This is a genomic window from Sporomusaceae bacterium ACPt (assembly GCA_041428575.1).
Taxonomy (GTDB): domain Bacteria; phylum Bacillota; class Negativicutes; order Sporomusales; family Sporomusaceae; genus Sporomusa_D; species Sporomusa_D carbonis.
The window spans coordinates 155508-168548 of the sequence record CP155570.1 but is presented as its reverse complement, the minus strand read 5'-3'; the positions used below and the strand labels follow the sequence as shown (position 1 = coordinate 168548).

The following is a 13041-nucleotide window of genomic DNA, read 5'->3' as shown; positions in this document are numbered from 1 at the left end:
TTATTGGATACCATAGAGTTACAATGGCAGACAAATTCTCGCTTTGGTCCCTTTTTCCGGCAGGCGTTCAATAACAAATTCAAAAGCATCACCGTAGTAATGCCGTAAACGCATATAGATATTCTTTAGGCCGATTCCCTTAAGAGCTGCCGGGTCATATTCACTTTTGGGGAAATCGCGAATTGCGTCCACCACCTCCGGCGCTATTCCGCAACCATTATCGATAACTTCCAGAACGGCTGTCTGCTGATGCTTATAACCTCTAACAATCAGTTTTCCCCGCCAAAGAATATCAGTAAATCCATGAAGAATAGCGTTTTCAACTAATACCATGATTATCATAAACGGGGCTTTAACATCCAAAATGTCCTGTTCCACCTGAATGTCAACATCAAATTTATCCGGAAATCTGTTTTTTTGGATAAATAAATAATCTTCAATGCAATTTAATTCTTCTCTGATAGTAACAAGTGAATCGGTCTTTCCCAGACTAAGCCGCAACAGATTGGAAAGCGCGTATGTCAACGAAGCCAATGTGGAAGCTCCGTCCATTTCAGCCTGCTGGGCAATAATATTTAACGTGTTAAAGAGAAAATGCGGATTTACCTGTGATTCCAAAAATTTCAGCCGGGCTTGATTCAACGAATTGGACAATTGGGCTTGCTTCTGGCGTTCCTCCGAAAGGCTGACCTGGTAAGAACTGAGTCTTTTCTCTTTAATTGAGTTAATCATCAGTTGCACAAGCGATGCACTAACCAATCGTAACGTATCGGCTACCGAATTCATGTGATTGCGGTTAATAAGCGGGAGATTGATGTATGCATTTTGGGCCATGATATGATTTTGGCCGCTGAAAACATTAAACATTTCAGGCGCCTCTTGGTTCAGGCCGGTATACATCAGTCCATACCCGCAGCCCAAATACCCCAATACTCTTCTATTGACTATAATGGGGCACTGAATGGACGCCACTCCAAATTTACAGTGATATAATTTTTGCTCGGGTTGGATCTTTATATTTTCTGGTGAGCTCAAAATACAGTCGCCGCATTTTTCATGCATGCAAATCATACAAAATTCGGGAAGTTTCCTTGGCATGGTCAATAAGTCCCCGGAAACATCTACTAATGTAACGGCCATGCGGACAGTTTCGGCGAATTGTTCAGCAATTATATCTAAATTTATAATTTTAGCAACTTCCTTAAGTTCGATATCCTCGACCGTATATATTTCTCCCAGGGCTTTGGGGATGGTAGGATACACAATACTCAAAAAAGACGCGGTACTTGGTGTACTGTTTACAATCCGGTGCCGGCTCCCATCGCTAATATAGCCGAGTGTTCCTTTATGCAGCCGTATTTCCCGTTCATCACACCAATGAACAATTTCTCCCTCCAGGCCAATGATGATCTCTTCATAGCCTGAATGAACATGAGAAGCATGCTCTTTTCCGGGATAGACGATAGCAACTGACACAGTCGGTTGCGTATTCGGACTAGTAGGGGCAAGCTGGAGCCAGTGCTGTTCACCCCAGTTGAAATATTGATCCCCGATAACATTTAAATTAAATGTTTCTTCTATTGCCTTAATAATATTTTTGTCCATTGCTAAATCACTCCACGCCGTTTGCTTGCAAAAAATTAATGTAACACTTTTACTCTTTCACGCTAAATTCCTGCTTTTCAAAAAAATCTTTCAACCCAGCCACAAAATATTACCTCACGTTTTGCCGAGATATAAGAAAATTAGCCTTTCTTTTCGGAATAATAGAGAAGTACTCCAGATGGAGTACTTCTCTTTATTCCGACTATCCGGATAGGTTATACCATATATTTTTAATTAACTGCCGCTATCTTGGATTGCCGCATATGTCTTAAAGCACTCAACTACTTACAATTATAGCAATATGCCTTGTTCATCAAACTGCATTGGGAACGGTTTTCCCAATATTTCAATATCATCGCGCTGCGCAGCCTGTGCCAGCAGCGCCTCCGATATCTGTATCTCGGTAAGGTCTAGCGTAGTTTTTATGCGCACTACTTTTTCTTGACCGGAAATTACGGAGATACAGCTTCGCAACGCAACCGCAATGGCCTCTTTATCGGTTTCCAAAGTCATGGGAACTTTCACAAAATCCATGACAATTTTTGAGGTAAGGGCATTCATGTAGCCTTTAGCAGGATCAATTGCCGAAACCAGTCTACGAGTAGTGACATCTGCCATTCCTACCCCGAGTGCATTGCCATGGGTCTCAGGAGTTAAACCGAGGACGACAAGCCGTTGATAGCTGGGGCCTCCCTGCAACCCGGTGGCATATCTACCCGTAATGTTAGGGTCCATGCCGTCGCCACTTATGTTTTTGCCCATTTGCTCCACGATCAAAACATCAAACTGATCAATTAATATTTTCGGCATTAATTTCCATGCTTTTGCTAATAACTCAACTTCTCTTGCCTCAATCGCTTCGGCAGGTATTGCTTCAATATGAGCGGTTTGCTCATAAGCATTTTCCACAACGGCCACACCGAATAAAATATTGGCATGTTGCTTCACACATTGATATGTCTCCAATAGTATCTGCCCGAAATTTTTTACGTTAAAATTAGAGTGTAAAGTTTCTGCGCCCCGTTGCTTGCCGCCGCCGATGGCAATCATCTTGACCAGCCCGCTTTCACGGGGTGCGCGGAATGCCGTATGGGGCTTTACCCGGCCTACCGGAATAATGCCATCAGCCGCGAACGCATTTTTATCAAAATACACCGGCATTCCTGATGTAAGGTTACCCACTTTCACTGTTTCCATTGAAGATATTATTGGAGCCCCGACCCTGGACTCGGTTATTCCCAGACTTTCGAGGACTTCCAGCTGCCCTTCGGCGGTAGCTCCGCCGTGGCTGCCCATGGCCGGAACAATAAAAGGATTTGCTCCCCTGTTTTTTATTTCGCGGACCAGGACGGTAATAATCTTATCGATATTGGCTACGCCCCTGCTTCCCGTCAATATGGCAATTCGCGCGCCTGGCTGTATACAAATAGAAATTTCCGGTTTATTCAGTTCAACGATAAGTTGCTCTTCTACATTTGTCACACATTCTTGAGGAAACTTCTGCCGTATCTTTACCATCTTGGGTAACTCAATATTTGAAAGTTCAGTGAACAAGCAAATTACCCTCCCCTCAAAAGATTAGTTGTAAAATTTAGATTTCTCTTTAAAATACTTCTTACTTTCCCAAATATCCCCTTCCTAATATCTTGATTTAAGCTATCAATATATTGCACATCTTAGAAAAGTGCAGCCCTCATTAGGCGCATGTTAACGGCAAAAAACCCACAACTTACCGTTTCGGTAAATCATGGGTATTTATTCTGAGCAAATTCGCTTTGCAGGTAATAACTTCTCAACCCGCGGCATCAAGGCCGGAATGTCTCGCTATATAAGGTGTATGTATCGATCCGGTCCCGGCGAGGTACATACCCAATACCAGGACGGTCAGGTACATGGATGACGCCGTCCTGGACGGTAACTTCCGGCTCAATCAGGTCTTCTTCCCAGTACCGGCTGGACGCTGCCGTGTCCCCCGGCAATGTGAACCCGGCCAGAGTAGTAATGGCCACATTATGGGCCCGGCCGATCCCTGATTCCAGCATGCCCCCGCACCATACCGGGATTCCTCTGCTCAAGCACAGGTCATGAATGGCTTTAGCCTCAGTTAGACCGCCTACCCGCCCGATTTTAATATTAATGATCCGCCCGCTGTCCAGTTCCAGTGCCTTACGGGCATCTTCCACCGAATGGATGCTTTCGTCAAGACAGATGGGTGTCTTTACTTGTTTTTGCAGTACAGCGTGGTCAATGATGTCATCATGAGCCAAAGGTTGCTCAATCATCATCAAGTCATAGTCGTCCAAAGCCGCCAGACGGTCCGCATCAGCCAGCGTATAGGCCGAATTGGCATCGGCCATCAGTTGAATGGCAGGAAAACGCTGCCGCACAGCAGCCACTACATCAATATCCCAGCCGGGTTTGATCTTTATTTTTATCCGCTTGTAACCTGCCGCCACATACTTTTCCACATTGGCCAGCAGCCTGTCTACAGAACTTTCAATCCCCAGACTAATTCCCACGTCAATGGCCGTCCGTTCTCCCCCCAAAGCCCGGTATAACGGTACATTCTCCGCCATGGCATACAGGTCCCATAAGGCTCCCTCTACGGCCGCCTTGGCCATATAGTTACGACGGATATGGCGAAAAAGACCGGCCACGTCCCGGGGATGACCTGGCGGCTGGCGCCAGATGAGAGGAATAAGAAATTTTTTCAGCATGATCCAGACAGTACTTACCGTTTCTTCATTATAAAGCGGTTCCTTCATAGCCACCGCTTCACCCCAGCCTGACCGGCCCTCCTTATCTTTGACTTCTACCAAAATAAAATCTTTATCCCATTCGGTCCCGAAACTTGTGGTAAACGGAGCCTTCATGCGCATCCGCATAGCCCGTAAGGTAATGGCCGCTAATTGCATACTCATCATTTATCTCCTCTCATTATCTGGTATTCCCAGGGCGGCTGAGGCAAACCCAAATCCCTCTGTCTTGCTAAAATATACTCATTAACCGGCGTTCCCGTCAGACGCCGGAAACCGGCTACAGCCCAGCCGGCGGCAAACATCTGAACAAAGACTTGCCTTGTTACCTGCCGCCAGGTTTTGGCCAGCTCCAAATCCTGCACCTTGATGTTCTGGAAGTCGGCAGGCGCCGCCACGGTTACCACGGCTGCCATATCAAGAAACACATCAGCCAGGTCAGCCGGGCCCACAGGCTCAGCCCGGCCTTTTCCGGAAAGCCGCCAAGGGACAGCCTGGTATTCTGTACCCTGGGGCATCAGCACTTTCGGCTGCTCAAGCCACCAAGCCACCTGAAAGCGGTCGGAAGGCAGCCCTTGATTAATGGCATCATTCATTTCCCCGTAACAGTTTATAATATAAGTGGAACAAACGGCTCCCAACTTGCCGATGTTCAAATTGCCATTGACTGACTCCAGCGGGTCATAGGTCCAGGTAATCAAAGAATACCCTGCCGCTTTTGCCGCTGCGGCCTGAGCCCGCTTTAGCTTCTCTCCCACGCCGCAATGGCGCCATCCTTCCCGTATCCCCATCATATGGGAACACAAATAGGCCTGCCGGTTTAAATAACCGGGAAAACTATATAAGAATCCCACCATAAGACTATCAGCGAATGCTCCCAGTAAAATACCGCCGTTTTTAGCTACTGTTACCACCTGGTGCAATGGAAGCGGACTGTTCATGTGCCAAACAAGGTTCTCCAATTCCTGCATGGCATAAAAGTCCTGCAGCCAATCCGGAGTAATAGCCCGCAACACAATTGCATCAGCCCGGTTCCGGCTGTTGTTCACCGTAGTCATTATTCTTCATCAGCTCCTTATCCTATGTTATGAACGTTTTCTTTCGGTTAACAATACCCGGATAACACCGGCAATCTATTTTAAATAGCATTTTCTGGATTATTTAATAAAATCCTGCTATTATCTATATTATTACATTATTACCATTACTATTAACACCCTATTTGGCTGATAACTGAACATAACGGTGCATTGCTGTAACACAGAGCCGGCATAACAATTAACGCAACAATCCGAAACGTTTTGCAACATATTTAGAACATTTACCCAACAGATTGCATCATTCTGCCTGCTAAGTCCCTTGAACTAACAGGAAAGACGCATGGGCATGATTTTTGCATAAAATTGCTTGAGAAATTCTATTATTAACATAATTAATGAGGGAGGACCTATGACAAAAAAAGACTACTCGTTTAAATATGGCGGTGGCAAAATAAACTTGTCACTCAATCCTGCCCAAGTAATGGGCGAACTGAAGATTAAAGATTATCCAGCACTTGAAGATCCCGAACAGGCAATATTAGAAGCAATCAGAAATCCGATAGGTACGAAACCTTTACGGGACATTGTAAAGCCTGGTGAAACAGTTGCCTTCATTGTCAATGACCCAACCCGGGTAGCCAACAGTCATATTTTTATGCCAATCCTTTTGGATGAGCTAAATGCCGCCGGCATTCCGGATAAAGATATGTATATTGTTTTTGCCTTGGGGACTCATCGGGCAATGACGGATGAGGAAATGATAAAAGAAGTCGGCCCGGCGGTAGCAGCACGGGTAAGAATGTACAACACCAACTGCCGGGATGAAAGCCAATTCAAATATTTTGGTACAACCTCCCGCGGCACGCCGGTATGGTTTAACAAACTGGTGACCGAGGCCGATCATATCGTATGTACCGGCAGTGTAGTGCACCATTTCTTTGCCGGTTTTGGCGGCGGCCGCAAGGCCATGCTCCCGGGCGTAGCCTACTATGAGACCATCCGCAAAAACCATAGCCTGATGTTTGATCCAGACGCTGTCATTGGTAAACTGGAAGGCAACCCCATTTACCATGATCAGGTCGAAGGAGTAGAGATGTGCCGCCCTTCGTTTCTGATTAATACTGTGCTAAATGAGAAGAAAGAGATTTTAAAAGTGTTTGCCGGCGATTTTGTTGCTGCTCATAAAGAAGCATGCAAATTTGTTGACAGCGTATACGGTACGGAAATTGACAAGCGGGCCGATCTGGTCATCGCCAGTTGCGGCGGCTACCCGAAAGACATCAACATCTACCAGTTGCAAAAAACAATGGATAATGCCTGGTGTGCTGTTAAAGACGGCGGAATCGTAATTATTCTGGGCGAGTGCCGGGAAGGATCGGGCTCAGCGCTTTACGAAAAGACAATGAAGGAAAATAACACTCCGGACAAGGTGGAGCAAGCCTTACGAGCTGATTTTCAAATCGGCGCCCATAAGGCTTATGCCGTAACCCGTCTAATGAAGCGGGCCGAATTTATCCTTGTGTCTTCCCTGGATCCCGACCTGGCCCGGACACTGTTGTTCACCCCGGCCCGGGATATTGATGAAGCATTACAAATCGCCTATAGTAAATTGGGACCTAATCCTGACATAATTCTTATGCCGCAAGGCAGTTTGACTGTACCGCGGTCCAAGTAAAAGTGGCAATAGTTAAAAATGCCCCCACTTACTCTTTAGTAAGTGAGGGCATTTCTTTTTTGTCTATTTTTCTTGTAAAAGCGGTAGCGTATTCGCCCCCTGGGGCATAACGGTAATTTTCGGTTGCCTGGTACCACACTTTTCATAAGCCAATCGTAACGCATCTTCCATATTGGTTACAGGGATCATGTTAGCTTTGCGAATGAGACCTGCATTTTCAGGCTTGGTTACCATGATAAAAGTTCCTTTGGCCCCGCATTCCATTTCCCGGAATGCCACCCATCCGGGAATGGTAAAATTTTCCCTGAGGGCTTTCTCGGTCTCATAAAGGCCACCATATTGGAACCACTCGGTAAATTCCGGAGGTTCATTAATATCGGCACACTCACTCAAAAGAATGACTACCCCGCCGTCCTTAACGGCGTAACAGGCGTTATCCATTGTCTTACCTGTCTGGTATAAGTTAATATCTTTCGGGAATCCTCCGGCTGTTGTAATAACAATATCTGCTTTCTCTTCAATAGGCACACCGTAAATTTTATCCGCGAGCTTGGTCCCCTCCTGCCAGGCCGACACCCAGTTGCCGGCGAAAATCCCGGCAAATTCTCCTTTGGCCGTAGGCACCATATTGATCAAGAAGTCAGGCTGAACAAACGCCGCCGTTTCCATCATGTCTTCATGCTGCGCACAGCCCCGTGTCCGTCCCGAAACGGCATTCGGGTCAGAGCCGTCTCCCAAATTGGGACCTAATGCCAATATGTGGTTTTGCCGAATGGTCTTGATGGAACTTATCCCTGGCAGGATGCTTTTCCGGCCCCCGCCATACCCTACCATATAATGGTAAATAATTCCTCCGGTAAGAATGACCCTGTCGGCTTCCGCCACCAGCTTGTTTACCCACACCTCGGTGCCACGGCTGGTTTTACCCAGGTAAACCATATTACTTTCATCCCAGGCGTCATGATTGACAATTTTAACCCGGTCAAAAACTTCTTGTCCACAAATTTGAATGAACTCTTCTTCAGTATTTTGGCGATGCCCTCCTACCGCAATGACAATTGTAACATCACTGTCAGCCACGCCGCCTTCATTAAGAGTATCAAGCACTAACGGCAAAACGACCGGCATTTTTTGCCAAACCCGGGTTATATCACTTACGCAAATCGTCACTTTGTTGCCTGACTTTACCAGTTCCTTAAGAGGCGGTGAATCAATAGGGTGAAGAAGTGCATGTTTAACAGCTTCTTCTACATTTTCAAGGGGAGGATAGTCGACTCCTACGATTTCATGAAGCAACTGGTTTTCGGGAATACTGAAACTCATTTCTCCTTGTCCGTATTTTAAACAAAAAGTATGCTCTTTTATATTCATCTCTCCTCCTCCACGGCCTTAACGCTTCTTTACTCCTGCCGGCCTGTTAATAAAGACGCTTCAAATCCTCAGAATTCATGTTAAAACAATGTTCGGGTTTGGGGAATTCACCACTGTCAATCTCCCGGCAATGTTGATTAAACGCTTCAACCATCACCGGTCCCAATTTTGCATACTGTTTAATAAATTTCGGCACAAACTTGTCAAAGATACCGAGAAGATCATAGGCATTGAGGCAGTGACCGTCAACATCAGGTCCAGCACCTGTCCCAATGGTAGGAACAGATAGTTTTTCGGTAATCAGTTTTGCCAACTGACTGGGTACGCATTCCAGCAACACCGCAAAGGCACCGGCTTCTTCAAGCTTTTGCGCCTCAAGCAGCATTTTTTCCGCCGCTTCCGCCGATTTCCCCTGAACCTTAAAACCACCGAGCATGGCAACAGTCTGCGGTGTCAGTCCAATATGAGCCATTACCGGAACTCCGGCCCTTACAATGGCTTTCACCGTGTCGACGACCTCCAGACCGCCTTCCAGTTTGACGCAGTCAGCCCCTTCCTTCAAAAGCCGCCCTGCATTCCGGATGGCCTCCTCCACCGAGGCCTGATACGACATAAACGGCAAATCGGCAACCACGAACGTGTTAGGAGTCGCCCGCCTTACTGCCCGCAGGTGATAGATAATTTCCTCCATATTGACAGGAACGGTGGAGTCAAGTCCCATGACCACCATGCCAAGCGAATCCCCGACAAGAATCATATCGGCTTCTGATTTTTCAACAATAGCAGCCATCGGATAATCATAGCACACAATCATTTTGACTTTTTTGCCTTCTTCTTTCAGTTGCCGGAGCTGGGGAATTGTAAGTTTGGTTTTGGACATAGATATGACCTCCTAGATATTAATATTCTAATATTTGTTCCGGGTTACAAGTTCTGTCCCGGGTAAATATAGTAGAGAAGTGCCGGTTACCCGCCACTTCTCCACCTGCTATCATCCGGATTATAATTATATTGGTTGGCTAATAACCGGCTTATTTAAGCCTGCTAAGCCGAAATACTTTTTTCCGAGCCTGTGTCTGAATCCTTCTTCTTGATTGCTAGTACCGACACAGTTGCCAACAAAGCAAAAGTGGCTAAAAAGTACATGCTAAAGGTAGTGGAACCTGTAAGATCCTTTAGGTAACCAACGATATAAGGTCCAAAGAAACCGCCCAGGTTGCCTACCGAATTGATGATGGCAATCCCCACCGCAGCTGCCGCCTCGGTCAGGAACAATGCCGGCAAACTCCAGAACGTCCCAACAAAGCAATAAATAGCCGCCGTACTAATGCAAAGGAGTAACATAGATACCCACAAGTCGGTGGTCATCGTCAACCCAATCAGTCCAAAAAAGGCGAGCGAGATAGGAAGTGCCACATGATAACGGCGTTCCATTGTTTTGTCGGAATGCCGGGCCACCAGGATCATGGCTATTATACCGCACATATAAGGAATGGTGGAAAGAAGTCCGATATTGGTATTGCTAAGCTTTTGCGATATCGCCTTGATAATTTGCGGCATCCATAAGCCCAAACCATACAATGCGATAACATAGCACAGGTAACAAAAAGACAGATGCCAAACGCGAAACTCCTTAAATACCAGCCACTTGTTGGCCGGCGCTTTATTCACTTTAGCGTCGTGCTCTTTTTTCAATTGACCTACCAGCCATGATTTTTCCTCAGCAGTAAGGAATTTGGCTTGCTCGGGCCGGTCAACCATGACAAACAGTGTTATAAATCCGAGAAGTACGGCAGGTATTCCTTCGAGGATGAAAAGCCAGCGCCAGCCGGGCATGCCAAGCCATTGAACATTATCCATGATCCAGGTAGAAATAGGGCCTGTGATAATATTGGCCAAAGCCATGCCGCACATAAACAGGGAAACAGTACTGGCGAAATATTTAGACGGAAACCAGAATGTCAAGTATAAGATCATACACGGATAGAAACCGGCTTCGGCAATACCGAGTAAGACACGAAGAATACCTAATTGGGTTGCCGATTGAATATAACCGGTGAGCACTGTTACGATGCCCCAGCTTATAAGAATCCGGGCAATCCAAATGCGTGCCCCGATCTTGTGCATAAGAATGTTACTGGGAACTTCAAAAAAGAAATAGGCTATGAAAAAAATACCGGCAACAAATCCAAACGTACTGGCACTAATACCCAGTGCTTTATTCATTTCCAAGGCGGCAAACCCGATATTTACACGGTCCATCATTGCAACAATATACAGTAGCATAAGATAGGGTACAAGCCGCCAGCGCAACTTGCTGATAACTTTCTCTTCACTGAATGATGTGCTTTGCATTTTCGTCCTCCTCTGTTTTGTGAAATATTGGATTATTGGGTATTTTCAGTGTTTTTCAGGCACTCCCCCCATTCTTGCCGCAGTATAGCTATATTGGGATTATTTTATATTTTCTAATATTAGTTACTTGTCACACTTTTCCTACCAAATATATTGATGCGCGTCATGAATTTATTGCACACATCCAACACTTGTGCCTTTACCGGTAAACTTATGCATGGTCTTTACACTTCTGTCAGGCAAAAGGCGACCCCTTGTAATAGCCAAGGGGTCGCCTTTACCAATAATATTTCGTTATATCTTGACTACAGCTCCCTTTGCGGCAGAGCTCGCCAACTTAGAATAGACGCCTAAGTAACCGCTCGTAAACTTCGGCTCCGGCCTTTGCCATTTTGCCAGCCTGGCACTAATCTCCTGACCGGAGAGGTGTAAATGCAAGCTTCCCTTAGGAATGTCAATGGTGATCAGGTCGCCGTCTTGAACAGCGGCTAGCGGGCCGCCTTCAGCTGCTTCCGGCGATATATGTCCGACAAAACACCCGTTGTTGGTACCCGAAAAGCGCCCGTCAGTGATCAGCGCTGTTTTCTTAGCCAATCCCATACCATATATGTACTTCATGGCTTTATACATTTCACGCATACCCGGACCGCCTTTGGGCCCTTCATAGCGGATAACAACAACATCACCTTCTTTAATCCCGCCGTTTAATATCGCCTGCTCAGCCTCCTCTTCCGAGTCAAACACCCTTGCACTCCCTGTAAATACGTGCATTTGCGGGTCGATTGCCGCCGGCTTGGTTACTGCCGTGTCGGGAGCAAGGTTTCCTCTTAAGATGGCTACTCCTTTTTGCTTACTGAACGGCTTAGCCAAGGTACTGATCACATTGTTATCAGCCGGATATTTGAATTTATAGTCCTTTATATTCTGTTCCATGGTCTTGCCGGTTACGCTAAGACAATCAAGATGCAGCAAATGGCTTATTTCCTGCATGACTCTTGGGATTCCGCCCGCCCGGTAAAAATCTTCCATATCATACTTCGAAGCTGGATTTACTTTCGCAATCTGGGGAGTAGATTCGCTGAGCCTGTCATAAGCGTCCATCATTTTTTCGGCTGCGATACCAAGCTCTGCCGCGATGGCTGAGAGATGTAAAATAGCGTTGGTCGAACCGCCGGTAGCCATTAAAACGCGGATGGCGTTCTCCAGCGACTGATAGGTTATAATCTTGTCGGCATTCGTTTGACTGTTGATCAAGGCAACGATGGCCTTGCCTGTGTCCTCTGCTAACCTTAGCCTGTCGGCGTAGACTGCAGGCACTAACGCGGCTCCCGGTAGCGACATTCCCAATGCTTCGGCCATGCAGCACATGGTATTGGCAGTCCCGTAAAACGCACATGATCCGCAAGTCGGACCACAAAGCTCCTCCAAGTGGTCATAAGTCTTTTCATCAATTTTGTTACTTCTAAGCATGCCCAACGCTTCCGACATAGTGGTTAAATCGGCTTTTCGGCCATCAAATTCAATTCCACCCAGCATTGGCCCGCCTGGCAGGAAAATAGCCGGGATTTTAAGCCGCGCGGCAGCCATCAGCATACCTGGAACAATTTTGTCGCACGATCCAAGCAGCACAATTCCGTCCAGCCGGTGGGCCTGGACCATTACTTCAATATCGTTGGCAATTAAGTCCCGGGACGGTAAAATATAATGCATTCCGGCGTGTCCTTGGGCTGTGCCGTCGCACGCGCCGATAACGCCAAACTCGGCTACAGTACCGCCTGCCCGGTAGATACCTTTACGTACATGTTCTGCCACCTGCCGCAGGTTGGCATGGCCTGGAACGAGTTCGTTCCATGAATTGGCGATACCAATGACAGGTCTGCCAAGATCATCATCCGAAAACCCCACTGATTTGAACACACTCCGGTTAAAGCTCCACTCAGGCTTGCCTAAAATATCGTTGCTGCGGTATCCCATAATATCTGCTCCTTCCCTCTGTCTTGTGCCGCTAACGTCAGCCGTTTTTCGCTTTTGCCAGTTCAATGGCCACGTCAATAATCAGGTCTTCTTGCCCGCCTACCGTTTTGCGCCGCCCTAATTCCAATAAAATATCACGCGCATCGATGCCAAACTTCTCAGCGGCGCGACGACTGTGCAACAGGAAACTGCCATAGGCTCCGGCATAACCAATAGCCAGCGCGTCGGGGTTAATGGTTTGCGGGCGGTGCATCAGCCCTTCCCA

At 46.7% G+C, this 13041-nt stretch carries 10 protein-coding genes; 1 reads left to right on the top strand and 9 read right to left on the bottom strand.

Features of this window, described 5'->3' with window-relative positions; translation table 11 throughout:
* Positions 1-18 precede the first annotated feature (18 nt).
* The 4 genes from SCACP_RS00690 to SCACP_RS00675 all read right to left on the bottom strand — a co-directional run bounded on the left by SCACP_RS00690 (position 19) and on the right by SCACP_RS00675 (position 5419).
* Complete coding sequence (locus SCACP_RS00690; protein WP_425059538.1) at positions 19-1605, bottom strand: histidine kinase; 1587 nt, start codon at positions 1603-1605, stop codon at positions 19-21.
* A gap of 291 nt (positions 1606-1896) precedes the next feature.
* A complete protein-coding gene (locus SCACP_RS00685) occupies positions 1897-3159 on the bottom strand; it encodes a lactate racemase domain-containing protein (RefSeq protein ID WP_425059537.1) in 1263 nt (420 codons plus the stop codon).
* Between the two features lie 251 nt (positions 3160-3410).
* The gene (menC, locus tag SCACP_RS00680) at positions 3411-4529 is read right to left on the bottom strand and encodes an o-succinylbenzoate synthase (protein ID WP_425059536.1); all 1119 of its coding nucleotides are present in this window, start codon (positions 4527-4529) and stop codon (positions 3411-3413) included.
* The gene (locus SCACP_RS00675; protein WP_425059535.1) at positions 4526-5419 is read right to left on the bottom strand and encodes a hypothetical protein; all 894 of its coding nucleotides are present in this window, start codon (positions 5417-5419) and stop codon (positions 4526-4528) included. The genes menC and SCACP_RS00675 overlap by 4 nt, the downstream gene beginning before the upstream one ends.
* A gap of 391 nt (positions 5420-5810) precedes the next feature.
* Between SCACP_RS00675 and larA (SCACP_RS00670) the strand changes: the two genes are divergently transcribed.
* Positions 5811-7076 (top strand): nickel-dependent lactate racemase, encoded by a 1266-nt coding sequence (gene larA / locus SCACP_RS00670; RefSeq protein WP_425059534.1) that lies wholly within the window; start codon positions 5811-5813, stop codon positions 7074-7076.
* Positions 7077-7139: 63 nt separating this feature from the next.
* Here the strand turns inward: larA (SCACP_RS00670) and larA (SCACP_RS00665) are convergent, their stop codons facing one another.
* The 5 genes from larA (SCACP_RS00665) to SCACP_RS00645 form a co-directional block, all read right to left on the bottom strand.
* Positions 7140-8447, bottom strand: a complete 1308-nt coding sequence (larA, locus tag SCACP_RS00665; RefSeq protein WP_425059533.1) for a nickel-dependent lactate racemase — start codon at positions 8445-8447, stop codon at positions 7140-7142.
* A 46-nt stretch (positions 8448-8493) separates the two neighbouring features.
* The gene (gene panB / locus SCACP_RS00660) at positions 8494-9327 is read right to left on the bottom strand and encodes a 3-methyl-2-oxobutanoate hydroxymethyltransferase (RefSeq protein WP_425059532.1); all 834 of its coding nucleotides are present in this window, start codon (positions 9325-9327) and stop codon (positions 8494-8496) included.
* A 164-nt stretch (positions 9328-9491) separates the two neighbouring features.
* Complete coding sequence (locus tag SCACP_RS00655; RefSeq protein ID WP_425059531.1) at positions 9492-10802, bottom strand: MFS transporter; 1311 nt, start codon at positions 10800-10802, stop codon at positions 9492-9494.
* 294 nt (positions 10803-11096) lie between these two features.
* Complete coding sequence (ilvD, locus tag SCACP_RS00650) at positions 11097-12776, bottom strand: dihydroxy-acid dehydratase (RefSeq protein WP_425059530.1); 1680 nt, start codon at positions 12774-12776, stop codon at positions 11097-11099.
* 37 nt (positions 12777-12813) lie between these two features.
* Positions 12814-13029, bottom strand: a complete 216-nt coding sequence (locus tag SCACP_RS00645) for a hypothetical protein (protein ID WP_425059529.1) — start codon at positions 13027-13029, stop codon at positions 12814-12816.
* Between the last annotated feature and the right edge of the window lie 12 nt (positions 13030-13041).

Excerpts from the sequence above, each read along its gene's own strand:
- larA (WP_425059533.1), bottom strand. The coding sequence starts at position 8,447 with ATGAATATAAAAGAGCATACTTTTTGTTTAAAATACGGACAAGGAGAA.
- ilvD (WP_425059530.1), bottom strand. The coding sequence starts at position 12,776 with ATGGGATACCGCAGCAACGATATTTTAGGCAAGCCTGAGTGGAGCTTT.
- SCACP_RS00675 (WP_425059535.1), bottom strand. The coding sequence starts at position 5,419 with ATGACTACGGTGAACAACAGCCGGAACCGGGCTGATGCAATTGTGTTG.
- larA (WP_425059534.1), top strand. The coding sequence starts at position 5,811 with ATGACAAAAAAAGACTACTCGTTTAAATATGGCGGTGGCAAAATAAAC.
- SCACP_RS00655 (WP_425059531.1), bottom strand. The coding sequence starts at position 10,802 with ATGCAAAGCACATCATTCAGTGAAGAGAAAGTTATCAGCAAGTTGCGC.
- panB (WP_425059532.1), bottom strand. The coding sequence starts at position 9,327 with ATGTCCAAAACCAAACTTACAATTCCCCAGCTCCGGCAACTGAAAGAA.
- SCACP_RS00690 (WP_425059538.1), bottom strand. The coding sequence starts at position 1,605 with ATGGACAAAAATATTATTAAGGCAATAGAAGAAACATTTAATTTAAAT.
- menC (WP_425059536.1), bottom strand. The coding sequence starts at position 4,529 with ATGATGAGTATGCAATTAGCGGCCATTACCTTACGGGCTATGCGGATG.
- SCACP_RS00645 (WP_425059529.1), bottom strand. The coding sequence starts at position 13,029 with ATGCACCGCCCGCAAACCATTAACCCCGACGCGCTGGCTATTGGTTAT.